The sequence below is a fragment of the Streptomyces sp. NPDC000594 genome (assembly GCF_040299965.1).
GTDB lineage: Bacteria > Actinomycetota > Actinomycetes > Streptomycetales > Streptomycetaceae > Streptomyces.
This window is the reverse complement of record NZ_JBEPCY010000001.1, coordinates 425274-448745: the sequence shown is the minus strand read 5'-3', so window position 1 is coordinate 448745 and position 23472 is coordinate 425274. Positions and strand designations below refer to the sequence as shown.

The following is a 23472-nucleotide window of genomic DNA, read 5'->3' as shown; positions in this document are numbered from 1 at the left end:
TCATGCCCCCGACGGGATCCCTCATCCTGGCCGACGCTCCGTTCTCCGCCGAACAGGAGTCCTGGCTCGCCGGGTTCTTCGCCGGTATCGCGGCGGCCGGACGCCGGGACGCCACCACCGGCGAAGCGCCCACGGCCACCGTCGACGTCCTCTTCGGCACCCAGACCGGGACCGCCGAGTTCCTCGCCGGGGAACTGGTCACCGGGGCCCGCGCCCGGGGACTCGGCGGAAAGGCCACCGCGCTCGACGACGTCCCGCCCGAGCGGCTCGCCACCATGTCCCATCTGCTCATCGTCGTCTCCACCTATGGCGAGGGCGAGATGCCCGACAACGCCGGGCTGTTCTGGGAGGCGCTCCAGGCCGAGGGGGCACCCCGGCTGGAGGGTCTGCGCTACTCGGTCCTCGGGCTCGGCGACCGCGGGTACGACGACTTCTGCCAGGCGGCGAAGGTCCTCGACACTCGTCTGGAGCAGCTCGGGGCGGTCCGGCTGCACGACCGTGTCGACTGCGATGTCGACTACGAGGAGCCCGCGGCGGCGTGGACGGCCGAGGTCCTGGACCGGCTGGTCGCCGAGACCGGCGCGACGGCCGCGAGCACCCCGGCGGCGGCACAGCCGACGGGCGCGGCCCCCCAGACCCGCTCCCCGTGGAACAAGCGCAACCCCTACCGGTCCCGGCTCGCGGTGAACCGGCTGCTCTCCTCGCCGGAGAGCGCGAAGGAGATCCGCCACTACGAGTTCGACCTCGGCGACAGCGGCATCACCTACGCGGCCGGTGACGCGCTCGCCGTCGTACCGGTCAATGACGACGCGCTCGTCGGCACGCTCCTCGAACACCTCGGGGCCGGCGGCGACGAGGAGATCGACGGCCGGCCGCTCGCCGAGGTGCTGCGCACCGGGCGTGAGATCCGCACCCCGTCGAAGGAGCTGATCGCCGACCTGGTGGAGCGGGCTCCGTCGAGCGAGCTGGCCTCGGTCGTCACCCATGGCGACCGGTCCGATCTCGACTCCTGGCTCTGGGGCCGGGACGTGCTCGACCTGCTGCGGGACGCCGGGTCCGCCGCACCCGGCCTCGACGAGCTGCTGCCGTTCCTCCGGCCGCTCCAGGCGCGGCAGTACTCGATCTCGTCGAGCCCGCTCGCGCACCCGGACCGTATCCATCTCACCATCGCCTCCATCCGGTACGGGACTGCGGACCGCCGGTACGGGGGTGTCGCCTCGACCTACCTCGCGGACCGGGTCGGCGGCGGCGCCGGGGACACGGCGGATTCCTCGGCCGGGATCTACCTCCACCCGAACACCTCCTTCGGCGTCCCGGCGGACGACGACGCCCCGATGATCATGATCGGCCCCGGTACCGGCATCGCGCCCTTCCGGGGCTTCCTCCACGAGCGCGCCGCCCGGGGCGCCACCGGCCGCAACTGGCTGTTCTTCGGCGACCAGCACCGCACGACGGACTTCGTGTACGAGGACGAACTGACCCAGCTGGGCAAGGAGGGCGTCCTCACCCGGCTCGACCTCGCCTTCTCCCGTGACCAGGCGGAGAAGATCTACGTCCAGACCCGGATGCGGGAACACGCGCGCGAGCTGTACGGCTGGCTGGAGGACGGCGCGCACTTCTATGTCTGCGGCGACGCCTCCCGGATGGCCAAGGATGTCGAGGCGGCGCTGCTGGGTGTCATCGCCGAGCAGCGCGGGCGCGGTGACGAGGATGCCGCACAGTATCTGGCGGATCTGCGCCGGGCGAAACGCTATGTACGGGATGTGTACTGAGCATGACGGACCACCATCCCGAGCGGCGGGACGCCGACGGCCTGCGCGCGTTCGAGAAGCACTGCGACCGGCGGAACGGCACCGCGCGGCTGATCGACGCGCGGATGCCGGAGCTGGCGCGCTGTCTGACGCTCTTCCAGTATGTCCAGGCGGTCACCGGCGGGCCGGTCGCACGGATCGAGCAGACCGGCGGTTACGCCCTGCCGAGCCTGCGCGGTGAGGCGTTCGCCGTCCAGCCGGGCTCGATCGCGCTGCGCGTCGACGGCGGCGCCGTCGCCTCGGCCGTGGTCGTACGGGACGAGGGCGGCATCGGCACGGTCGCCCTGCGCCTGCTCGACGCGGACGGCCGGACCATGCACCAGGGGCGGCTGCTCTCCGACGGCGACCGCCTGCTGGTCGGACTGGCCCGTACGGCCGACGCCGGGACCCTGGTCGACACGGGGACGCCGGCCGCCGGGGCGTCCCCGGTCCCCGAGGTGCCCGCGTGGGAGAGCGGCGACCAGCTCGCCCAGCTCGACGCGATCCTGGTGGACGGCGGGATCGCCCGGCGGGGGGAGTTCAACCGGTACCGGGGCGAGCACCGGGCGATCGATGTCACCGTGGTGCCCGAGGTGCTGGACCATGTCTGTTCCACCGGGCTGCCGATCGGTGTCGCGGTCTTCGCCCCGGCGGCCATGCAGGCGTGCGGCGGCCGGCTCCATGTCACCGACCGGACCGTCGGCGGGCAGGTCTTCGCGGCGATGGCGGACAGCTCCTTCCAGCTCGACCTGCCGGGTGTCCGCGCGTGCCACCTGGTCCGCTCCCTGGCCGCGCACGGCCCGACCTCGGCGATCGAGCTGGACGACGAGGACGGGCGCTGCGTGGCGGTCATCACCCAGTTCGGGATCGTCGGCGAGCCGGTGCACACGGCGTGGGAACATCTCGCGGCGTCCCTGCCCGACGCCTAGGGCCGGTGGATGAAGCCGGTCAGCGGTGCGAGGACCTTCCAGCCGAGCGTTTCGTAGAGCGCTCGGCCGGGGAGGGTCGCGCCCAGGACGCCGGTGGCCGCGCCGCGCTCCACGGCCGCCTCGGTGAGGGCGCCCATCACCACCGTCCCGAGGCCGCAGCGCCGGTGGGCCTCCTCGGTGACGATCTGGTCGAAGACACCGGCACCATCGGCCAGACCGATCCGACCGCTCGCGGCGAGCCTCCCGTCGGCGGCGAGAACACTCGCATGGATGACATCTCCGTCGGTCCCAACGGTGGCTGTGTAGCCGTCAGGCGGGCGTACGGCGGACGGACGCAGGTCAGTGGCCATCAGAAAACCGGCCTCGGTCGGCTCCCACGCGGGTGGGAACCAGGGCTCCATGACATCCGGTGCCAGAAAGCCCTTGATCCAGACGGCCGGTTCGGTGATCGAGCCGACGAGCCCGCGCACGGCGTCGGCGTCGGCGTCGGCGTCGGCGTCGGCGTCGAGCAGGACATGACGGACCGTCTGGGTCGGCAGCCCGACATGGACGGTCAGCCCCCACGGCGCGTCCACCGGCTTCGGTGTCCGCCGTGAGACGGCCCACCCCTCGACCCATGAACGCTCCGGCTCCCCCATGCGAACACCCCTCCGAGTAACGACCGACATATGAGTGTGGATGTTACACAAGGGGGGTGACAGTCATCGGTGGAGCGGCACAGCACAAGGCCCCGACCTCCATGAAGGAGGCCGGGGCCGGTGTGATCGGAGCGCTGGGCAGGCCTTGCACCTGCATCCCCCCACGGGAAGTGGGGTGTCTTTCCTTGGACCACCAACGCGCGTCCCTCGACCGGTGTTTCCCGGTCGCGAGCACACAGTCACTCTATCGCATAAGAAGCGTGCTTCTCACCCGTCCATCGGCCGCCGCCGGCCAAGAGCGGGAGAGGGGCGGCGCGTTCAGCGGCCCGGCCGGAGGTCGCCGACGACCTGGAAGTGCTCCAGCACCACGGCCGTCGTGTCGTCCACCGTGAAGCCGGGGTCGCCCAGGGCCTCGCGGATTCCCTCACCGTGCCAGAACGTCTCATGCGCCGTCCGCCACCCGGCGACCGTGGCGAACCCCTCCCCCTCCGCCACGGCATGGTCGAGGCCGACCTCGCCGAGGGGCACCACCCGTACCGCCGTCACCTCGATGACGGCGACCGGGCAGTCCTCGGAGTCGATCACCACCGAGCGGTCACCGGCCTCGGGCAGCGGCTCCCGCTCCCGCTCGTACTCGATGAGCAGCGAGGTCGTCGCCGTCTTGGAGCCGTCGAGAATCGCGGCGACCAGCCGGTCGCGCAGGGGACCGGGAAAGGCGAACTCCGACCGGGGCAGGGACAGCGGATCCATCGGCACACCGGGGTCACTGATCATCCGACGATCGTAGAGGACACCGGGTTCCGCGCCGGCGGCGGTGCCCCGGCCCGGATGAGGTCATCGGCGAACCGCAGGAAGCCCTTCGGGTCCCGGCAGACGCTCTCCTCCGCGCGGGTCGACCGGTGTGAGGACCCCGAGCCGGTCCTCGATCGCCTGGGCCGCGTCCAGGCACAGGTCCTCCCGGAACGCGCGCCCGACGATCTGCACTCCGGTGGGGAGCCCGTCGGCCGTCCCGGTCGGTACCGCCACACCGGGTACGCCCACGAAGCTGGTCACGGTGCACAGGCGCATCCCCGACCCGACACGGTCCCGACCCGCCCGGTCACGCGACTCCAGCCCCGGCTCGACCGGCGGCTCGGTGAAGACCGGGCCGAGCAACAGCGGGTAGGCGTCGAGGAACGCGGCCCAGGAGCGGCGGATGTTCATCCACACACCCATCAGCCTCATCAGCTCCTGCGCGCTCACGGGCGGGGTCCGTTCCATCGCCATCGCGAGATAGCGGTCCCCGCCCTCGCCCAGCAGCCCGCGCACCACCGGCCAGTTCGGGGCGAACTCGGTCGCGATGATCCGGCCGTACGCCTCCAGGGCCTCGTCCATCCTCGGTACGTCCGCCACCTCGCGCACGTCGTATCCGGCGTCGCGGAGGGCGTCGGCGGCGGTGGCGACGGCTCCGCGGATCGTGGGGTGGACGCCGTGCCCGCCGGGGTCGGCCACGACCGCGACCCGCACCGGCCCGGCGAGCGGTTCGCCGTACAGGGGCACCGGTACGGCGCGCGGGTCCTGCGGATCGGTCCCGGCCAGCACTTCGCAGGCCAGCCGCAGATCGCCCACGCTCCGGGCCAGCGGGCCGTCGGTGACCAGGAGCTGGGAGGCGGGGCCGGGGTCGTCCGGGCCGAGGACCCGGTGGTCGGCGGGGAACCGGCCGGTGGACGGCTTCAGCCCGGCCACACCGCAGAACTGGGCCGGGATACGCACCGACCCGCCGGAGTCGTTGCCCAGCCCGAGCGCCGCCATGCCCGTGGCGACGGCCACCGCGTCGCCCCCGCTGGAGCCGCCCGGGGTCCGGCCGCTGTCCCACGGGTTGACCGTGTCGCCGAACAGTTCGCTGCGTGTGTGCATCCCCGCCAGGATCAGGGTGGGGATGTTGCTGTGCCCGATGGGGATGCCACCGGCCGCGCGCAGCCGGGCCACCGGGGGTGCGTCGGCCGGTGCCACCAGGTCGCGGAAGCGCTCCACGCCGAAGGTGGTCGGGACGCCTTCGACGGGGGTGCTCTCCTTCACCGTGAAGGGCACACCCGCGAGCGGTCCCAGCGTCTCACCGGCGGCCCGGCGGCGGTCCAGCCGTACCGCGGCCTCCCGTGCGCGCTCCGCGAGGAGCTGGGTGACCGCGTTCACCCGGGGATCGACCTCGGCGATCCGGTCCAGATGGCTCTCGACCACCTCGACGGCCGAGACCTCGGCACCGCGCACCGCCGCCGCCAGCGCGGCGGCCGGCATCTTCCACAGGACATCCCGCATGGCCCCACCTTCCTCACCCATGTTCCGATGCGCTTGCATCGGAACCGTACCGCTGGAACCGATACGGGCGCATCGAATAAACTGCGCCGCGAAGAATAAACTGCGCCGCGAGGAATGAACCGCGCCACGAGGGTGGACACGGCGGAATCGGGAGGCGATCGACAGATGCCCCGGCAGGTGGATCACGCGGGCCGGCGGCGCCTCATCGCCGAGGCCGTCTGCCGGCTCGCCGACGAGAGCGGACTGGAGGGTGTGACCCTCCGCGACGTCGCCGCCCGCGCGCAGGTGTCGATGGGCGCCGTCCAGCGGTGCTTCCGCACCAAGGAGGAGATGCTCGTATTCGCCCTGGGGCATATCGGCGAGCGGATCGGTGAGCGCGTCCGGGCCCGTCTCGTCAGCAGCCCGGCGCAGTCGGCCGGGACCGCCCTGGGCCACGCGGCCACCGAGATCTCACTGCTCCGGGAGGAGCACCGCGCCGAGGCCAGGGTCTGGCTCGCCTTTGTCGCGCAGGCGGCCGTCAGCGAGGCACTCGCCAGGACACTGACGGCGAACTACGCGGCCCTCGAGGAGACCTTCACCCGCCTTGTCTCGGAGGCCGGCGAGGACGCCGACCGCGCCACGGCCCCCGATCCGCGACGTGCGGCCCGCGCCCTCCTCGCCCTCGCGGACGGCCTCACCGCGCATGTGCTCATCGGCCATCTCACCCCGCGGCAGGCACACGAGGTCCTCCATGCCCACCTGGCCGGGCTCTGGGAGCGACCGGCCCCGCCCTCGGACACCGGCTGAGCCCGCCTCACCCGGACGGCCACCGCCCGCATGCCCGCCGCCCGGGGTGCCGGTCTACTGGCTGACGGGCGGCAGCCCTCCCATCCGCGTCAGGAGACACCGTGACGACAGCCATCGTTGGCCTCGGCAACATCGGATCGCGCCTGGCCACCGGCCTGGTGGAGGGCGGTGAGTCCGTTCTGCTCGCGGGCCGCGACCTCCCGGGGACCAAGGAGCTGGCCGGGCGGCTCGGCGAGCGGGCCACCGCGGTGAGTGTGGACGAAGCGGTCGACCGCGCGGACGTCCTCATCCTCGCGGTGTGGTTCGAGACCATCAAGGAACTCATCGCCCAGTACGGCGACCGCCTCAGCGGCACGATCGTGGTCGACCCCTCCAACCCCATCGCCCCGGACGGCAAGGGCGGATTCACCAAGATCATCCCGGCGGGCGAATCGTCCGGACAGATCATCGCCGGACTGCTGCCCCCGGGCGCCCGGCCCGTCAAGGCCTTCGGCACCCTGATGGCCGAGTCCCTGATCACCGCGGCCAACCGCACCCCCCGGCGCGCGGTCGGCTTCTACGCGACCGACGACACCGGGGCGGGCGAGACGGTGGCCCGGCTCATCAGCGCCGCGGGCTTCGACCCGCTGAGCGTCGGCGGGATCGACCAGTCGCTGCGGATCGAGGTCTTCGGCGATCTGCACGAGGGCACCCTCGGGACCGTTCCCACGGCGGACGAGGCCAGAGGCCTCCTCTGAGCGGAAGCCTCCCCGGCGGCACCGGCCCCGCCCGGGCGCGACAAGATCGGCACACCGCCCGCATCGCTCACAGCTATGTCCCATAACCTTGGGCGGGAAGCCGTCGGATGCCCCTGCCCTGGCCTGGGCATCCACTTGTCTTGGGGAGGCGATAGTGCTCGCAAGGGGCACGCGGTTGCTCGCGGGGGCCGTGACCGTGGCCTGCTTGGTGGTGGTCGGGCCCAGTGTGCCGAGCAACGCCGTCTTCGCCAGGCCACTGCCCGCCGAAGCCGTCCGGGATGTCATACCGAACCGGGTCATGACCTGGAACATCTGCAACCCCTGCGACGAGGGCAACGTCCACCGCGCGGCGGAGATCGCCGCGTCCGCACCCCAGGTCATCGGCCTGCAGGAAGCCTGCGTACGCGATGTCGAGATGATCCGGGACTATCTGGAGAACCTCTACGGGCTGGTCTACCACGTCGAGTACGGCACGGTGCTCCAGCACCGGGGCCGCTGCGGTGGGCTGCCGTGGAATCCGGGCTCCTTCGGCCAGGCGATTCTCTCGGCGGCACCGATGACGGACCGCGTGCACCGGGAGTATCCCGACGGCGGATCCGAGGACCGCGGATACATGGCGGTCACCACCGAAGTGGACGGCCGGGCCGTCCGGGTCTTCAACACCCACCTCGCCCAGCGGGACCAGGAGACCTTCCGGGCCGACCAGGTCGGTGTCCTCGCCGCGGCCGTCGCCCGCCACGACCGCGCGATCGTCCTCGGCGACTTCAACGCCGTGTCGGAGGCGTCCGAACTCACCGGGATCTGGAAACTGGCCGAGGACACGGACCCGCAGTGCCGCCCCTCGTACACCGGCTCCTGCGGCTCGACCACCGACTGGAACAGCAAGTTCGACTACATCTTCGTGCGCGGTATCGCCCCGCTCAAGCACGATGTACGTCCCAGCCCGCACTCGGACCACCATCTGGTCCAGGCCGACCTGCGCACCGCCCGCACGGCGTCCTCCGGCGCCACCTGACGCCTCTCGTTCGGATCCTGCCGGGCTCGCGTGCCGGGACACCGGCCGGACGGCGCCCTCACCGGCGCCGGACATGCCACGGGGGAGAGTCCCGGCCCACGCCGGGCTCTCCCCCGCTGCTCCGACCCGAGGATCAGACCGTCACGACAGCCACCGGCCGGACGGCCGTCAGGCCGGTTCGAGCGCTGTCGCCGACGGCTGAGCCGGTACGGGCTGGGCCTCCCACCGCTTGGTGGTCCGTACATAGCCGTAGATCACCGAGGCCATCGCCAGCAGGAGAAGGGGCCCGAACAGCCACGGATACTCGGCCATCTCCATCGACAGATAGCGGTACGACACCAGGAACGCGGTGAAGACCGTCGCGCCGTAGGCGACGATCAGCGTGCCCGACCGGTCCCAGCCACGGGCGAGCGAGCGCAGCGCCGCCTCGATCGTGAGGGTGAACACCACTCCGGCGACAAGATCCACCCCGTAGTGGTAGCCGAATCCCAGCGTCGCCGCGAGCGTGGCGATCAGCCAGAACGTGCCTCCGAGCCGCAGCAGGCGCGGGGCCTTCCGGGAGTGGATGAAGATCGCCACAGCCCAGGCCGTATGCAGGCTGGGCATGCAGTTGCGCGGGGTGATCTCGTCGAAGGGCATGAGTTGCGGGGTGGTGATCTGCGGCTGGGTCTCCGGCCAGAGATTGGCCACCGCCCACTGCCCGCCGTCGGCGCCATAGGCGAAGATCGGGCCGACCACGGGGAAGATCATGTAGATGCCCGGTCCGAGCAGACCGATGACCAGGAAGGTGCGCACCAGATGATGGGCCGGGAACCGGCGCTCGGTGGCCACATGACGCAGCTGGTACACCGCGAAGACGACCGCGGCCACCGCCAGCTTGACATAGACCCAGTCGAGGATGTGGGCACCGACCGGGCCGGTGGCGTTGACCATCCGGCCCACCAGCCACGACGGGCTGCCCAGGGCCTGATCGGCGGTCAGCACATACTGGTCGAGCACCTCGGGGCGGGTCTTGGAGGTGATCAGCAGCCAGGTGTCGCCGGTCTTGCGGCCCGCCACCAGCAGCAGGCCCAGGGCGACGCCCTTCAGCCACAGAACGCGGTCCTGACCGGCGCGTCGCGTCACGGCGATGACCGCGACGCCTAGAATCACCCACAACGCACCGTTGCCATAGCCTTGCTCGGCGTCAGCGGCCCACCGTACGAGCGCGAACACGATGTCGATGCCGACCGCGGCGCCGACCGCGATGAACCGCTGCCGCCAGGTGAGCACCACCATCATCAACGCCATGCTGGCGTAGAGCAGGGGCCCCGACGCGGGGACGAATATCGCCTCCCGTGCCTGATGGACGATCGGCCCCGGCAGATGATAGTTACGTGCGGCGATCTCCAGCGCGATCAGGAACGCGAGGGCCACCACAGCCGCAGCCGCCCATAGCCTCACCCGGGGCTGACGCAACGCGGCGAACGCGGCTCCGCGCCTTTCCTGCGAGAACCACCCTGTTATACGTATCAATTGTTTAGCCAATTACTTGATCTTGACCGGAAGGTCGTCCTTCGCGCCATGGGGCACGCTGCACGCACGGGACAGGCGATCAGGGCGATCACCGTTCATCAGATCATGTTATCGAAGCGGTCCAGCGGGCCCCGCCGACCGAGCCCGACCTCACACGGATATCACCGAAAGCCCGACGCCTCCATCATTAAAAATGGGGCATATAGGGGCAAATAATTACAATTCCCCGCTAGGTGTGGTCGGTTCAGAGATCGCCGAGGGGCGGCCCGCCCGGTGCGAGGGGGCGGGCCGCCGGATGGATCAGCGCTGGGCCGGGTCGGTGGCGATGACGCTGTACGGGTACGGCAGGGGCTGGTCACCGGCCTCGGTGAGCAGCGCCGCATCGGCCGGGTCGAGGTCGACGCCGGCCACGCCGAGGAGGTTCTCCAGCTGGTCGAGGGTGCGGGCGCCGATGATCGGGGCGGTCACGGTGGGGCGCCCGCCGAGCCAGGCGACGGCGACCTGGGCCGGGGTCAGCCCGCTCCGCTCCGACACCGCGAAGAGGGCCTCCAGGACGCGCCAGGTCCGCTCGTCCTGGTACGCGCTCCAGGACTCGCCCCAGCCCAGCCGCTCGGCGGTCTCGACCCGGCTGCCGGCCGGCGGGGCGGTGTCGCCCGGCCGGATCGAGCCGCTGAGCCAGCCGCCCCGCAGCGGGCTCCACGGGATGACGCCGAGACCTTCGTTCCGGGCCACCTCGATCAGCTCCCACTCGGTGGAGCGGTCGAGCAGGTTGTACAGCGGCTGGAGGGCGGTGAAGCGCTCCCAGCCGTGCAGCCGGCTGAGGTCGAGGGCCTTCTGGAGCTGCCAGCCGGTGAAGTTGCTGGCCCCCAGGTAGCGGACCTTGCCGGACTTCACCAGGGTGTCGAGGGTGGAGAGGGTCTCCTCCAGCGGTGTCGCCGGATCCCAGGCGTGCACCTGGTACAGATCGATGTGGTCGGTGCCGAGCCGGCGCAGGCTGGCCTCCACCCCGGCGATCAGATGGTTGCGGCCCAGGCCACGGTCGTTGGGGCTGTCGCCGGTGCCGTAGCGGACCTTGGTGGCTATCACCACGTCATCACGGCGGCGCTGCTTCAGCCAGCGGCCGATGATCTCCTCGGAGGCGCCCGCCGAGTAGATGTCGGCGGTGTCGATGAAGTTGCCGCCCGCCTCCGTGAAGCGGTTCAGGACGGCATGGGACTCCGGTTCGGCGCTCTCCCGCCCGAACGTCATGGCACCCAGGCAGAGTTCACTGACCACCAAGCCGGTGTTCCCCAGGAAGCGGTGACGCATCTCAAGTCTCCTCGGTAGTTCGCTACAGGGCACAAAGGGGCGCGGATCAGCGGGACGGGCGGCGTTCACCGTCCAGGGAGACGGTCACCTCCTGGACACAGTGGTCGGACAGGTCCCCGGGGTCGCGGAACCGGTACGTGTGCACCCGGGCGCCCGGCGTGGTCAGCACCCAGTCCAGCCGCCACCATCGCACACCCGGGCGCGGCTGCCAGGACGCGGGGTACAGACGATCCATCACCCGCGCCGCGTCCGTGCCGAGCCGGGCGATCCTGCGGGCGTCCCCGATGGCCGGGGTGGTGTTGAAGTCGCCCGCGATCACGGCGGGATGGGGGCAGTCGGCGACATCGGCGGCCAGCCCCCGGTACTCCCGTTCGCGGTCGGCCGCCCGGGCCCGTACCGCCCGGTAGAACGCGGCCCGCGCCGGGCTGATCAGCCGCATCTGTACGGGGATATGCACATTGAAGGTGGCGAGCACTCCCCCGTCCGGCAGCCGCAGATCGACCCGCAGGGTGCGACGGGCAGCGGTCTCGACGACCTCGGCCACCGGCAGCCGGGACAGGGTGACCAGACCCCGGGCGACGACCATCCCGTACCCGGGGAAGGCGGCGCGCAGCCGGGTCCGGTCGTCGATCAACTCATAGGTGCCGTCGAGCCGGTCGTGGTGATATTCCTGCAACAGATAGATATCGGCGTCGAGTCGGCGCAGAAAGGCGTAGAACCGCTCCGGGTCGGTCCGCTGGCACCAGTGCTGGGTGTTCCAGCAGACCAGGCGCAGCGCCCCGGCGGGCGGGGCGGGGCGTCGGCCGCGCAGCGCCCCGGGCAGCCGTGCCCCGGGCCTCAGTCCGCTCTGACCGGCACCGGCGGCCAGGGCTGCGGCGGCCAGCGCGGTGGCGGCCAGGCCCGGTGGCCCGCCCGCGATGAGACCGAGCGCGCCGAGGAGGACGGGCACCGCCGCGAAGAGCGGCGGCGGGGCCAGCGAGGGCAGCAGCCAGCCCCACCAGCGCCCGTTGAGCAGCAGATGGGCCAGGAGGAAGACGGCCCACAGGACGGCTGCCACCAGGGCGAACCGACCGAGCGTCATACGGCCACCCGGCCGGCCGCACCGAGCGTGTCCAGGAGGGTGTCGTAACTGTCCAGGCAGCCGTCGGCGCCGTAGCGGGCCCGGGTGGCCCGACCGCCATCGGCCCGCTGCCCGGACGGGAAGGCGGCGGCCTCCAGCAGGGCGGCGGCGAGCGCGGCGGCGTCTCCGGGCGGGAAGAGCCGGCCGAATCCGGTGCTGGTGACCGGTACCCGCATGCCGGGGGCGTCGGCGGCGACCGAGGGGACGCCCATCATCATCGCCTCGGTCTGCGAGATGCCGAAGGACTCCTCGGCCACCGACGGCAGCGCGAAGACATCCAGGGAGGTGTAGAACTCGGACACCTGCCGGTCGGTGAGGAATCCGGTGAAGCGGATCCGCCGGTCCCCCGTGGAGCGCTCGCGCAGCGCGCCGACCACACTGCCGCCGGCCACCTGGGAGTAGTCGCCCGCGATCAGCAGCCGGGCGGTGGGGTCCTCGATGGTGCGGAAGGCGTCGACCAGATGGTGCAGGCCCTTCTCGGGGGCGATCCGCCCGAGGAACCCGAAGTGCGGGCCCGGCCCGTCCCGGAAGGTGGCGGGGGCCGGCTCCCGAACCCGGCAGGGCGGGGGGATCACGGCGAGGCGGTCGCGCATCAGCGGCCAGTGGCGGGAGTGTTCGGCATGGTCGGTGTTGTTGACCACGACGGCGGCGGAGCGGCGCAGCGCGGTGGCGACCGAGGCGTCCACGACGGGGACCTGGAGTCCGGCGAGGCGGCCGGGGGGCAGCCAGACGTCGTCGTGGTGGGTGGTGATCACCGGGGTACGGCCCGCGAGGACGGCCAGCGGGCCCGCCTCCAGCATCGGCAGATGGATGTTGACGGCCCGGGAGGCGCGGGCGAGCCGGGCGGCGAGCGGGAGGAAGCCGGGGCTGAGCACGCCGCGTCCGATCCGGGCGGCGACGGGCGCGCGGAACACCTCCACCCCGTTCACCCGCTCCCGTACCGGCGAGGACGGATCGTGGCGGGAGGCGACCACCGCGACCCGCCGGCCCCGTGCGGCCAGCCCTTCGGCGAGCGTCCGGGCGACCTCGGTCAGCCCGCTGGTGTACGGCAGGTAGTAGGTGAGGACGACGGTCAGGTCGAAGCGGTACGGGCGCGTGGCGCGGGCGGTGGTCATGGCTGGACCTTCGGGTTCATGGCTGTGCCTTCGGGTTCATGGTTGCGCCTTGGGGTCCATGGCTGGGCCTTGGGGTTCATGGCTGGGCCTTGGGGTTCATGGCTGGGCCTTGGGGTTCATGGCTGGGCCTTCGGGTGCGCGGGGGCCGGACGGGCGCCGTCCGGACGGGCGGACGGCGGTGGGGGCAGGGAGAGCCGGAGGTCGATCAGCCGGTGGGTGGAGAGGCCCCCGGGCGGGTCGTCCAGCGTCTGGCGGTGGATGTCGATGTCCGGCGATGCGAAGGTCCAGTCGAGCCGCCACGCCGCGGCGGGCCCGGCCGGGAAGGTCGCCGGGTAGAGATCGGTGCCGGACTCGGCGGTGTCGCGCAGGCCCCGGAACCAGCGCAGGTCCTCGCTGCCCGGCAGGGTGTTGAGATCGCCGCCGAGCACCACCGGGTGGCTGTTGGCGTCCAGATCGGCGCGGAGTTCGCGGAAGTGCAGCAGTCGGCGGTGGGCGTGCTCGTCGAGGGCGTGGTAGTAGGCCGGGGTCAGCGGGTTGCGGTCGACATTGAGCAGGTCGGGCAGGTGGGTGTTGTAGAGCGACAGGGTGCGTCCGCCGACGCTGACATCGGTGCGCAGCGCCCGGATGTTCCAGTAGTCGGGCCAGTCGGTGTCCGGTTCCGGCAGCCCCGCCGGGCGCAGTGCGCGGGTGAGGGTGATGGGGTGGCGGGAGAGGGTGAGGAAGGCTCCCTCGGTCGCGATCCGGTAGCCGGGGAAGGCGGCCCTGATCCGGGCGAGGTCGTCGATCGGGGCGGGCCGGTCCCCTCGGGCGTTCTGGTACTCCTGGAGCAGATAGATGTCGGCGTTCTGGTCGCGCAGATAGGTGTAGAAGCGCTCGGGGTCGCTGTCCTGGTGCCAGAAGAAGGTGTTCCAGGTGACCACGTGCAGGGCTCCGGCGGGTACCGGCGGCCGGTCGCGCAGCAGGGCTCCGGGGTGGACGCCCGCCTGCCCGGCGCCCAGGAGCAGGGCGAGGGCGAGCAGGAGCAGGGTGGTCCGGCGCAGTCGGCGGAGCGGCAGGGCGGGTACCAGCAGGACGAGGGGGACGGCCAGATAGGCGAGGGGCGGTGCGAGGTCGACACCGTTCCAGAGCCACCACCGGCCGCTGAACGCGGTGCGCAGGACGGTGTTGAGTGCCCAGAGGGCGGCGAGGGCGAAGAGCAGGGTGCCGGTGGTACGGGCCGCGCGGGTCCGGCGGTCCGGCCGGGCGGGTGGTGCGGTGGCCGCCCCGGCGGCGGACGCGGCGGCGGGCCCGCCGGGAGGCGCGGCGGGCGGGCCGTCGGCGGGTGCGGTGGCCGGGACGGGTTCGGCGGGTGCGCTCACGCCGTCGCTCCGGTGGTCCGCCCGGCGTCCTGCGGCACCGGCGGGTCGTACAGACCGCGGAAGCGCCGGGAGGTGAGCCACTGGAGGACGCCGATGCCCGCGCCGAGGGCGATGGCGGCGTTGACGACGAAGTGCGCGAAGGCGAAGTAGGCGGTGAACCAGAACCCCCTGCGCCGGAACACGAAGGCGTACAGGGAGCTGTCGGCGAGCAGCGACATCAGGGCCAGCCCGGCCGGCAGCAGCGGCCAGAGGGCGCCGAGCAGCAGGGTGGGTACGGTGGCCAGGGCCAGCAGGGCGGCGGCGCTGGCTCCGGCGCGGGGGCCGGTGGCGATGCCGCCGGGCAGGTCGCGGCGGCGGACATAGAGCGGGATGTGCAGCCGGGTGCGGTGGAAGACCTTGCGCAGCACCACCCGCCAGGTGTCGTCGTGGTCGTGGCGTCCGCGTACGGTGGTGGAGCTGTGCACCTCGTAGTGGCGGCAGATCCGGGCGGCGTAGTCGCCGTCCTCGGTGTGGCGCAGCTTGGGGTTGAAGGGGCCGATCTCGGCGAAGACCTCGGCCGGCATCGCGCAGATGGCGGTGTGCAGGGTGCCGATCCGCCCTTCGTGCTCGGCGAGCCAGTAGTACTGGTGCAGACAGCGGTACTCCTCGATGAGGCTGTCACGGATCAGTGGTTCCGCGTCGTAGGTGCCGCAGACCGCGCCGATACGGGGGTTCTCCCGGAGCATGGCGACGGCGTGGGCGACGGCGTCGGGTTCCATGGCCACATCGGAGTCGACGAAGACCACGATCTCGCCGCCGGCGTGGGCGGCTCCGGTGTTGCGGGTGATGGCGACTCCGCTGTTGACCCCGGTGCTGACGACCCGTACACCGAGGGACTGCGCGACGGCCACCGAGTCGTCGGTACTGCAGTCGTCGACGAGCAGGATCTCCAGGGGCCGGTAGGTCTGGGCCTGGGCGGCGCGCAGGCAGAGTTCCAGGGCGCGGCCGTAGTTGTAGTTCGGGATGACGACCGAGACCAGGGGGTTTCCGGTGGGGCGGGTCATGTCGGGGCATGCCTTTCGGGCAGGCGGGCAGGGCACGGAGGGTCGGCCGGCGGGACCGGCGCGGAGGTGCGTGGCACGGGGTGCGGGTACGCCCGTGAGGGGTACGCCCGTGCGGGGTACGCGGTCAGGCCGCGGACGCCGCCAGGAGCAGCGCGGTGCCGATGAGCAGGGCCCACAGCGCGGAGTTGACCAGGGTGGCGCGGTCCCGCAGCAGGACCCGGACGGGGTTGCCGCCGCCCTCCTCGACCAGCAGCACCTGGAGGTAGCGGGCCAGGCCGAAGATCGCGCAGAGCGCGGAGAGCCGTGCCGCGGTGTGGGCGGCACCGGCGAAGGCCGCCTCCTCGTGGAGGAACAGCAGATAGGCGACGGCGGTCAGGCCGGCGGTCACGGCGATCAGATGATCGGCGAAGGCGACCGTGTAGCCGCGCAGCGCGGGCCGGTGGCCCAGTTCGGCCGCGATGAGTTCATGCCGTCGTTTGCCGAGCGAGAGCAGCAGGCAGAAGGAGAAGACGCAGATGGCGAGCCAGTAGGGCACCGGCCTGCCCAGGGCGACGCAGCCCTGGGCGAGGCGCAGCACAAAGCCGGTGGCCACGATGAACGCGTCCAGCAGGGGGATGTGTTTGAGTCCCCGGCTGTAGCCGATGCTGATCAGCAGATAGACGGCGACCGGCCAGGACTCGGCGACCGGGCGGGCCAGGACGGCGGCGGTCAGGGCGGTGGCCAGGACGGCGGCGAGGGCGAGGGCTCCGCCGGTGCCGATCCGTCCGGCCGCGAGCGGGCGGTCCCGCTTGTCCGGGTGGAGCCGGTCGCGTTCGCGGTCGGCGAGGTCGTTGACCACATAGACGATCGCGGAGGCGAGGGTGAAGACGACCAGCGCCAGCAGGATCCGGCCCGCGCCGGAGGAGGTCCAGTGGCGGGTGTCGAGCAGGACGAGCGGTACGACGGCCAGGTTCTTCACCCACTGGCCGGGGCGGATCAGGGTCAGCAGGTCCGCCCAGGGCCGGCGGCGCGGTTCGGCGGCCTCCGCCTGAGGTGCGGGAGGGGTGGTGGAGGCTGGTGGGGCGGCCACGCGCCGGGGCGTGGCGGAGATCTTCGGGATGTCCACGGCATGGCTGTCCACTGCTGGGGCTCCAGGGGGTCAGAAGAGGACCTTGGCCAGCCCGAGCGCTCCCTGTCTCCAGGGGTCGCGGCTGGTCCGGCCGCCGGTGGCGGCGCGGGCGGCGGGCAGGGTGCGCCACCATGCGTAGGTGCGCAGGATGGCGTCGCGGTTGGACTGCCGGGGCTGGAAGCCGAGCCGTTCGCGGGCGCGGCTGATGTCCACGTAACTGTCGTCCAGCAGCTTGTACAGCAGCCTGCCGTAGACGGGTGAGAGCTTCGTGCGCTCCAGGCCCCGCAGCACGGCGAGGGCGGGTCCGGCGGGCAGCGGGACGACCCGCTTGCCATGCCCGGCGGCGTCCAGGACGGCCTGGAAGTCCTCGCGGATGGTGCCGAACTCGGCGGCGCCGACGTTGTACACATCGTTGGCGATCTCCGGCGGTGCCTCCAGGGTGAGTACCACCGCGTCCACCAGGTCGGCCATGCCGAACATCTGGATCCGGACGTCGCCGCGCCCGAGGACCGGGAAGTTCCGCCGCTCGTCCGCCCATTCGAAGAGCATCGAGAAGAGGCCCATCCGGCCGGGCCCGACAAAGGTCTTGGGGCGCAGCACCGGCAGGCACATCCCCCGGGCGCGGAACTCCTCGCAGACCGTCTCCGCCTCCGCCTTGGCGCCGCTGTACGGGTCGACGGGCTCGCGCGGGTGCTCCTCGGGGGTGGGCACCCGCTTGGGCAGCCCGTAGACGGCGGTGGAGGAGATGTGCACCACGCGCGGGATACGGGTCCGTTCGGCGGCGGTGAGGACGCTGCGGGTGCCGTCCACCGTGATGGAGCGGATCTGGTCGACGGGATAGCTGGGCAGCGCCGCGGCGCAGTGCACCAGGGCGTCGGCCCCGGTGAAGGCACGGGCGAGGGCGGCGGTGTCGCGGATGTCGGCGAGCAGATGGCGGGCGCCCTCCGGGGTGCTGTCGGCGGGGCGCAGATCGATCCCGGTGACCTCGTGCCCGTCGGCGGCCAGCCGGGCGACCAGATGGGAGCCGAGCATGCCGGCGGCTCCGGTGACGGCGATGCTCAGGCCCATCGGGAGACCGCCTTGTCCTTGACGAAGGAGGTGAGCAGCCGGGTGAGGCCCTTGGCGAGGGTCTGCTCGAAGGCGTCGAGGAAGATCTCCGCCTCTTCGACCCCGGCGACCAGCGGCGGGGCGACGACCAGCGGGCTGCGGCCGTTGAGGGTGTAGTAGAGGAACACCTGGTGCTCCTGGTACATCGCCTGGATCACCGCGCAGGTGATCAGCTTGGTGCGCAGCAGCGGGTCGCGGGCGAGGCCGCCGGGGGCGAGCCTGGCGACGAGGTCGAGGATGCGCGGGCCGCCGTCCAGGAACACCCCGTGCAGCGCCCCGGCGCCCCGGATGTCGGCGATGATGTCGGGGAACTGCTTGCGCAGCCGTTCCAGACCCGGGCGGAGCACCCGTTCGAGGTCGCGGGCGCGGGCCGGGTAGTCGTCCTCGACCACGATGTTGACGGCCTCGATGGCGGTGGCGGTCTCCTCGCCGAAGCCGTAGTAGGTGGTGCTCGTGGACTGGAGCATGGCGTCGCCGAGGTTGTCGTAGGCCTTCTTGAAGACGGGCTCGCGGGCGACGAAGGCGGAGATGGAGGACTTGCCGCCGCCGAAGGCCTTGGAGGTGGTGACCACATCGGGCACCAGGCCCGGGTAGCGCATGAAGTGGAACAGGCTGCCGGTCTTGCCCCAGCCGGTGTAGATCTCGTCGAAGATCAGCACGATGTCCTCGGCGGTGCACAGCCGGCGCAGCCCGCGCAGGAACTCCTCCGAGCACTCGTTCATGGTGGAGGCCGAGAAGGGTTCGATGAGGATCGCGTAGACGTCGCAGCGCCCCTGGGCGTCCCGGGCTCGGGCGACGGCCGCGCGCACCGATTCCAGGTCGCCGTAGGTGAAGGTGGCGACCCCGGGGATGCCGGGGAAGGTGAAGGCGGAGGACTGGGCGCTGCCCGTCAGGCTTCCGGAGCCGAGGAGTTTGCCGTGGAAGCTGATGTCGGCGTGGAGGATCCGCGCCCGGCGTCCGGCGTGGTACTTGTACGCGAGTTTGACCGCTCCCTCCACGGCCTCCGCACCGGAGTTGGGGAAGAAGGACATCCCGAGGTCCCCCGGCAGCAGCCGGGCGAGGTTGTGGCCCAGCGCGGCGACATACGGGGAGAAGTAGGTCTTGTGGACCTCCATCCGCTGCCGCTCCTGGAAGCGCTTGCGGGCGGCCAGGATACGGGGGTGGTTGTGGCCGTGGTTGAGCACGCCGACGCCGCCGGTGAAGTCCAGGATGCGGCGGCCGTCGCGGGTGTGGATCCAGGCGCCCTCGGCGCGGTCGACCAGCTCCCGGCCGAAGCCGAAGGAGGTCATCAGGGCCACCTGGCTCTTGTTGACGTGCGAGCGGTACAGATCGTGGACTTGACCGATCGTCAACTCCTCTGCCTCGTCCAGGCTGATCAGTGGTGCGGCGGCGGTCATCGGACCCCTTCGGGAACGGCGGTACGGGACAGGGCGGGCGGAGCGGGGCGGGCGAGCCGGGCCCAGAGCAGGGCGGCACCCGTGGTGGCGACCTCGCTGAGGACACAGACCAGACGGCTCGCGATCACCGCGGCGGTCGCGGCGGACAGCGGCATCACGGCGGCCAGCGGGGCGAGCAGCACCAGCTCCCGCGCGCCGATGCCGTCGGGCAGGACGAAGGCCAGGCTGCCCGCGACGGTGGCCAGGGCGAACCCTCCGACGGACACCGCCAGGGAGGGCACGGCCGGTGCGCCGAAGAGCACGGCGAGCGCCCAGAGATGGAGACCGGACACCGCCCAGGAGGCCAGCGCCAGCAGGATCGAGCGGCGTACGGCCCGCGGCGAACCCGGCTCGACGGCGGGCCGCCGGGCCAGCCTCATGGCCAGCGCCACCAGCCGGTTCACCCATCCGGGGCGGGCGTAGGCGGCGGCGGCCAGCAGCACCAGCGGCGCGAGGGCCCAGGCGTATCCGCCGAGGACGGTGGGTGCCACCAGCAGTCCGGCACCGGCGCCGGTGGCGATGCCGATCACCAGGCCGAGCCCGAAGCCGGAGAGCATCCGCTCGGGCGCCACCCCCGCGTCCCGGCCGAGCTGGAGGTGGGCGAGCACGCCCCAGATCCGGCCGGGGATGAACTTGCTGATGAATCCGATGAAGAAGATCCGGGCGGCGACGGGCATCGGCAGCCGGCTGCCGCCGTCCACGACCAGCACCCGCCAGGAGAGCATCGACAGGGTCAGGCCCGCCGCGTTGGCCAACACGGCGGCGACCAGCAGCAGGGGCCCGCCGGGGGCACGGGCGGCGGCGGAGACCTCCGCACCGGCGGCCTCCAGCGAGCCGCCGACCGCCAGGGCCGTCGCACCGAGCAGGACAACGGCGGCAAGGATGCGCAGGATCCGGGAGCGCATCGAGCGGGGGGCGGATACGGGCGCCGGGGCAGGCTCCGGGACGGGCGAGCCGGACAGGTCTGACGGGCTGGACGGGTCGGCGCTCGTACGGGGCGGCGCCGGGTGGGGATCACTCACCGGCCGACCGCCGCCGGATCCTCACGGCCCCGGCCCTCGTCCCCGCCGCCGGCCCGGTCCGCACGCCGGCGGACCGAGGGCCCGAAGCGGGGGTCGACCACCCAGCGCACCGCCCCGATCAGGGCGCCGGACACCAGCGCCAGATGCACCAGGAAGTGCGCCAGCAGGAACCACGACAGAAAGCCCGCGCCCCGGTGCCGGGCGGCGAACCGGGCCAGCCCCGGGTCGGCCAGCGCGAACCAGAACAGACAGGCCACCGGCACCGCCAGCAGCCAGGGGGCCACCAGGCCGAGCGGCAGGGTGGCCGGCACCAGGGCGGCGGCGAGCGCCCCGGCCGGCCGGTTGGCCTTCAGCCCGCCGCCCCGGCGCTCCACCGCCGCCACCGGCACCAGGAGCTGCGAGCGGCGGAACTGCTCCACGAGCATCGGCCCGAGGCGGTCCACATCGTCATGGCGCCCCACCACCGTCTCGGTCATCCTGATCCGGTACGCCGCGCCGAGCCGGTCGCTGTACTCCACGTCCTCCGAGTCACGAAGATTCTCGTCGAACGGGCCGACCTCCTCGAAGACCGCCCGTGGCATCGCCGCCAGGGCGAAGATCGCGGTGCCGACCACACCGACGCTGCGCCGCCGCCAGAAGTGCGCGTGGAGCACGCGGTAGCGCTCCACCGGACCGTCGTCGAAGAGCGGTTCGACATCGTAGATGCCGTGCACACACCCCGTACCGGGGTCGCTCATCAGCAGGTCGACGGCGTTGGCGAGGGCGTCGGGGGCGAGCGCGACATCCGAGTCCAGAAAGAAGAGGATCTCCCCCCGGGAGTGCCGAACCCCGAGGTTCCTCGCCGCCGAGACCCCCTGGTTGACCGGTGTGGACACCAGCAGGCAGGGGAACTCCCCGGCTATCGCCGGAGAGTTGTCGGTGCTGTGGTCGTCGACGACCACCACATCCAGCGGGGCGAGGGTCTGCGCGTACACCGACTCCAGGACGACCCTCAGGGTCTTCTCGTAGTTGTAGTTGGGGATGATCACGGACACGGTGGGTCTTTCCCCTGGCATTTCGTTTCCTGACTTCTCGGTTCGGCGTCACTGGTCAGCTCCACCCGCCCGAAGGCCGCCAGCGCCCAGCCCACGGGCGGCGGGCAACAGGCGAGCACCCCGGCGAGGAATCCGAAGGCGGCACCTTCGGCGTCGACCGGGTCGACGGTCTCCATGAAGAGCGCGGCATGGACCCGGTCCGAGCCCGCGACGGTGTGCAGATGTGCCGGGACACTGGCGTCACCGGCGGCCCGGGGCCGCCGGAACGATCGCATGATCTCGGCCAATTCACCGGGCTCGGGGGTGCGGTGGGACTCTCGGGTCCCGACAAGGATCAGCAGCGCGGTCACGAGGTGCATGCGGCGGCGCGCTCGGGGCTCATCCCCGGCCGGCCCCGCCCGGGGCCCTCCCCGGGACGGTGGCGGGCGGCCCCGGGGACACGCCCGTCACGGCCCGGGGAAGCCCTCGGACGGGGGACGGACAGACCGCCGGTCCGCGTGGTGGATTCGTCATGTGGCTGCTCCCCTCGGCAGTGGGGCCGGATTCTCCTTCGGCCCGCCCGCAGATTCTTGCCAGCCGGCCGGGGGCTCGGCCACCCCGGTGGGTGGCAGGCAGTTCCATCGCGACCGGCTGCCACCGGAAGCCGGTCCGCGCATCGCCGCCGAGCTGCCGTAACCGATCCGCTGGCAGTGAGATGCCCGTCACCTTTCGGCCACGCCCCTCCACTGGTCCATACCATAGGCAGGCCTGAGGATGTTCACCGGCGGCACCCCGCCCGGTCCGGCCGCAGCACCCGGTCGGATCCTGCACTCGCGCCCACCCCTGCGCAGTCGGACGAAGTGGTGTGCGTAACCGGAGGTTTGGGGGGAAGTAATGTTTGACGCACTCGGGCTGGACCCGCAGACAGAAGCTGTCTACCGGCTCTTCCTGGAGGAACCGGAACTCAGACTCGACCAGATCGTGACCAGAGTCGGCTGGAGCGAGGGCGAGGTACGCTCCGCGCTCGATCGCCTCGCCGATCTCTGCTTACTGGACCAGGCGGAGGTCCACGCCGCCGGCGAACAGCTCTTCCGCGCCACCGACCCCGATGTCGGCCTCTCCTATCTGCTCTCCCGCAGAGAGGCCGAACTCGCCAGACAGCAGCGCGGCCTGGAGGAGGCGAGAACCGCCGTCTCCACCCTCACCGCCCGCCGCACCGCCCAGTTGCCGCGCGGCTACGATGTCGTCAAGCGGCTGGAGGGCCGCAACGAGATGCGGGTGCGCCTGGCCGAACTCGCCGAACTGGTCCGGTTCGAATACCTTTCCCTGCTGCCGGGCGGCGCCCAGTCACCCGACGCCATCGCCGACAACCGCCCGCTCGACCAGCGGGCGCTGGCCCGTGGCGTCCGTATCCGCAGCATCTACCAGGACAGCTTCCGCAACGCGCCGGAGACCGTGCGCTACGTCAACTGGCTGGGCAACATGGGCGGCGAGACCCGTACCCTGCCGTCCCTGGCGATCCCGATGGTGATCTTCGACCGTGAAGTGGCCCTCGTACCGCTCGATCCGAGGGACGGGCGGGCCGGAGCGCTGGAGCTGCGCAGCATCGGTGCCGTCACGGTCGCCCGGCTGCTCTTCGAGGAGTACTGGGCGCGGGCCAACCCGGTCGGCCCCACCCCGCCCCACGACCGCCATGGCCTCAGTCCGCAGGAGAAGGAGTTGCTGCGCCTGCTCGCCAAGGGCCATACGGACGACACCATCGCACGCCGCCTCGGGGTGTCGCTGCGTACGGTACGGCGGATGAACGCCGAGCTGACCGGCAGGCTGGACGCCCGCAGCCGCTTCCAGGCCGGTGTGGAGGCGGTACGCCGGGGCTGGATCTGACGGCCGGCGGAGGCCGAGCCGGCCGAGCGGAGAGGGGACGGCGGGAGGCATGGATGAGTGGATATGCCACTCATATCCATGATTCAGCCAACCTTCGCCCGGCTCAGGTCATTCTCCGCCGCTCCATGGCCCTCGGACCGCCTTCGCCCGACCCTGTGCGGGAGGACGGGTCGTCTCCGTCCCGTCTCCGGCCCACGGGTCCGCACATGACCCCGCAGGCGCGGCCGGTGGCACCATGGCAGAAGGGGTCCCG

21 protein-coding genes are annotated in these 23472 nt (G+C 72.1%); 6 read left to right on the top strand and 15 right to left on the bottom strand.

The features are described 5' to 3' along the window. Positions 1 to 2 precede the first annotated feature (2 nt). Complete coding sequence (locus tag ABT354_RS01570; protein ID WP_351488031.1) at positions 3 to 1772, top strand: sulfite reductase subunit alpha; 1770 nt, start codon at positions 3 to 5, stop codon at positions 1770 to 1772. Positions 1773 to 1774: 2 nt separating this feature from the next. Beyond that, positions 1775 to 2719, top strand: coding sequence for a hypothetical protein (locus tag ABT354_RS01565; RefSeq protein ID WP_351487423.1), 945 nt, complete (start codon positions 1775 to 1777; stop codon positions 2717 to 2719). Here ABT354_RS01565 and ABT354_RS01560 read toward each other — a convergent pair. The 3 genes from ABT354_RS01560 to ABT354_RS01550 all read right to left on the bottom strand — a co-directional run bounded on the left by ABT354_RS01560 (position 2716) and on the right by ABT354_RS01550 (position 5652). Further along, positions 2716 to 3357 carry a GNAT family N-acetyltransferase gene (locus tag ABT354_RS01560; protein WP_351487420.1) on the bottom strand — a complete coding sequence of 214 codons (642 nt, stop codon included), beginning with the start codon at positions 3355 to 3357 and terminating at the stop codon, positions 2716 to 2718. The two genes, ABT354_RS01565 and ABT354_RS01560, sit on opposite strands and share 4 nt — an antisense overlap. A 318-nt stretch (positions 3358 to 3675) precedes the next feature. Beyond that, positions 3676 to 4131, bottom strand: a complete 456-nt coding sequence (locus tag ABT354_RS01555) for an ASCH domain-containing protein (protein WP_351487417.1) — start codon at positions 4129 to 4131, stop codon at positions 3676 to 3678. 60 nt (positions 4132 to 4191) lie between these two features. Beyond that, positions 4192 to 5652 (bottom strand): amidase, encoded by a 1461-nt coding sequence (locus tag ABT354_RS01550; RefSeq protein WP_351487415.1) that lies wholly within the window; start codon positions 5650 to 5652, stop codon positions 4192 to 4194. Positions 5653 to 5817: 165 nt separating this feature from the next. On the opposite strand from ABT354_RS01550, the gene ABT354_RS01545 reads away from it, so the two are divergent. From ABT354_RS01545 to ABT354_RS01535, 3 genes are all read left to right on the top strand, one after another. Further along, positions 5818 to 6438, top strand: a complete 621-nt coding sequence (locus ABT354_RS01545) for a TetR/AcrR family transcriptional regulator (RefSeq protein ID WP_351487412.1) — start codon at positions 5818 to 5820, stop codon at positions 6436 to 6438. A 101-nt stretch (positions 6439 to 6539) separates the two neighbouring features. Then, a complete protein-coding gene (locus tag ABT354_RS01540; protein ID WP_351487409.1) occupies positions 6540 to 7175 on the top strand; it encodes an NADPH-dependent F420 reductase in 636 nt (211 codons plus the stop codon). 175 nt (positions 7176 to 7350) lie between these two features. Then, positions 7351 to 8190, top strand: coding sequence for an endonuclease/exonuclease/phosphatase family protein (locus ABT354_RS01535; RefSeq protein ID WP_351487407.1), 840 nt, complete (start codon positions 7351 to 7353; stop codon positions 8188 to 8190). Positions 8191 to 8358: 168 nt separating this feature from the next. Here ABT354_RS01535 and ABT354_RS01530 read toward each other — a convergent pair whose 3' ends face one another. The 12 genes from ABT354_RS01530 to ABT354_RS01475 all read right to left on the bottom strand — a co-directional run bounded on the left by ABT354_RS01530 (position 8359) and on the right by ABT354_RS01475 (position 21715). Next, positions 8359 to 9633, bottom strand: a complete 1275-nt coding sequence (locus ABT354_RS01530; protein WP_351487404.1) for a phosphatase PAP2 family protein — start codon at positions 9631 to 9633, stop codon at positions 8359 to 8361. A 372-nt stretch (positions 9634 to 10005) separates the two neighbouring features. After that, entirely contained in the window at positions 10006 to 11013 is a 1008-nt protein-coding gene (locus ABT354_RS01525; RefSeq protein WP_351487401.1) for an aldo/keto reductase, read from the bottom strand. A 46-nt stretch (positions 11014 to 11059) separates the two neighbouring features. Beyond that, positions 11060 to 12094 (bottom strand): endonuclease/exonuclease/phosphatase family protein, encoded by a 1035-nt coding sequence (locus ABT354_RS01520; protein ID WP_351487398.1) that lies wholly within the window; start codon positions 12092 to 12094, stop codon positions 11060 to 11062. After that, positions 12091 to 13248, bottom strand: a complete 1158-nt coding sequence (locus tag ABT354_RS01515; RefSeq protein ID WP_351487395.1) for a glycosyltransferase family 4 protein — start codon at positions 13246 to 13248, stop codon at positions 12091 to 12093. Before ABT354_RS01515 ends, ABT354_RS01520 begins: the two co-directional genes overlap by 4 nt. Positions 13249 to 13364: 116 nt before the next feature. Further along, positions 13365 to 14606, bottom strand: a complete 1242-nt coding sequence (locus ABT354_RS01510) for an endonuclease/exonuclease/phosphatase family protein (protein WP_351487393.1) — start codon at positions 14604 to 14606, stop codon at positions 13365 to 13367. Continuing rightward, the gene (locus ABT354_RS01505; RefSeq protein WP_351487391.1) at positions 14603 to 15649 is read right to left on the bottom strand and encodes a glycosyltransferase family 2 protein; all 1047 of its coding nucleotides are present in this window, start codon (positions 15647 to 15649) and stop codon (positions 14603 to 14605) included. Before ABT354_RS01505 ends, ABT354_RS01510 begins: the two co-directional genes overlap by 4 nt. A 124-nt stretch (positions 15650 to 15773) precedes the next feature. After that, entirely contained in the window at positions 15774 to 16769 is a 996-nt protein-coding gene (locus ABT354_RS01500) for a UbiA prenyltransferase family protein (RefSeq protein ID WP_351487389.1), read from the bottom strand. Between the two features lie 18 nt (positions 16770 to 16787). Then, positions 16788 to 17825, bottom strand: coding sequence for an NAD-dependent epimerase/dehydratase family protein (locus ABT354_RS01495; protein ID WP_351487386.1), 1038 nt, complete (start codon positions 17823 to 17825; stop codon positions 16788 to 16790). Continuing rightward, the gene (locus ABT354_RS01490) at positions 17816 to 19261 is read right to left on the bottom strand and encodes an aspartate aminotransferase family protein (protein ID WP_351487384.1); all 1446 of its coding nucleotides are present in this window, start codon (positions 19259 to 19261) and stop codon (positions 17816 to 17818) included. Before ABT354_RS01490 ends, ABT354_RS01495 begins: the two co-directional genes overlap by 10 nt. After that, positions 19258 to 20205, bottom strand: a complete 948-nt coding sequence (locus ABT354_RS01485; protein WP_351487382.1) for a lysylphosphatidylglycerol synthase domain-containing protein — start codon at positions 20203 to 20205, stop codon at positions 19258 to 19260. Before ABT354_RS01485 ends, ABT354_RS01490 begins: the two co-directional genes overlap by 4 nt. A gap of 113 nt (positions 20206 to 20318) precedes the next feature. Beyond that, positions 20319 to 21350, bottom strand: a complete 1032-nt coding sequence (locus ABT354_RS01480; protein WP_351488029.1) for a glycosyltransferase family 2 protein — start codon at positions 21348 to 21350, stop codon at positions 20319 to 20321. Further along, on the bottom strand, positions 21347 to 21715 hold the full coding sequence (locus ABT354_RS01475; protein ID WP_351487380.1) for a hypothetical protein: 369 nt from the start codon (positions 21713 to 21715) through the stop codon (positions 21347 to 21349). The genes ABT354_RS01480 and ABT354_RS01475 overlap by 4 nt, the downstream gene beginning before the upstream one ends. A 514-nt stretch (positions 21716 to 22229) precedes the next feature. Here ABT354_RS01475 and ABT354_RS01470 point away from each other — a divergent pair. Next, entirely contained in the window at positions 22230 to 23219 is a 990-nt protein-coding gene (locus ABT354_RS01470; RefSeq protein ID WP_351487378.1) for a helix-turn-helix transcriptional regulator, read from the top strand. Positions 23220 to 23472 lie beyond the last annotated feature (253 nt).

Excerpts from the sequence above, each read along its gene's own strand:
- ABT354_RS01555 (WP_351487417.1), bottom strand. The coding sequence starts at position 4,131 with ATGATCAGTGACCCCGGTGTGCCGATGGATCCGCTGTCCCTGCCCCGG.
- ABT354_RS01525 (WP_351487401.1), bottom strand. The coding sequence starts at position 11,013 with ATGCGTCACCGCTTCCTGGGGAACACCGGCTTGGTGGTCAGTGAACTC.
- ABT354_RS01470 (WP_351487378.1), top strand. The coding sequence starts at position 22,230 with ATGTTTGACGCACTCGGGCTGGACCCGCAGACAGAAGCTGTCTACCGG.
- ABT354_RS01505 (WP_351487391.1), bottom strand. The coding sequence starts at position 15,649 with ATGACCCGCCCCACCGGAAACCCCCTGGTCTCGGTCGTCATCCCGAAC.
- ABT354_RS01485 (WP_351487382.1), bottom strand. The coding sequence starts at position 20,205 with ATGCGCTCCCGGATCCTGCGCATCCTTGCCGCCGTTGTCCTGCTCGGT.
- ABT354_RS01490 (WP_351487384.1), bottom strand. The coding sequence starts at position 19,261 with ATGACCGCCGCCGCACCACTGATCAGCCTGGACGAGGCAGAGGAGTTG.
- ABT354_RS01520 (WP_351487398.1), bottom strand. The coding sequence starts at position 12,094 with ATGACGCTCGGTCGGTTCGCCCTGGTGGCAGCCGTCCTGTGGGCCGTC.
- ABT354_RS01570 (WP_351488031.1), top strand. The coding sequence starts at position 3 with ATGCCCCCGACGGGATCCCTCATCCTGGCCGACGCTCCGTTCTCCGCC.
- ABT354_RS01560 (WP_351487420.1), bottom strand. The coding sequence starts at position 3,357 with ATGGGGGAGCCGGAGCGTTCATGGGTCGAGGGGTGGGCCGTCTCACGG.
- ABT354_RS01550 (WP_351487415.1), bottom strand. The coding sequence starts at position 5,652 with ATGCGGGATGTCCTGTGGAAGATGCCGGCCGCCGCGCTGGCGGCGGCG.
- ABT354_RS01545 (WP_351487412.1), top strand. The coding sequence starts at position 5,818 with ATGCCCCGGCAGGTGGATCACGCGGGCCGGCGGCGCCTCATCGCCGAG.
- ABT354_RS01515 (WP_351487395.1), bottom strand. The coding sequence starts at position 13,248 with ATGACCACCGCCCGCGCCACGCGCCCGTACCGCTTCGACCTGACCGTC.
- ABT354_RS01495 (WP_351487386.1), bottom strand. The coding sequence starts at position 17,825 with ATGGGCCTGAGCATCGCCGTCACCGGAGCCGCCGGCATGCTCGGCTCC.
- ABT354_RS01565 (WP_351487423.1), top strand. The coding sequence starts at position 1,775 with ATGACGGACCACCATCCCGAGCGGCGGGACGCCGACGGCCTGCGCGCG.
- ABT354_RS01475 (WP_351487380.1), bottom strand. The coding sequence starts at position 21,715 with ATGCACCTCGTGACCGCGCTGCTGATCCTTGTCGGGACCCGAGAGTCC.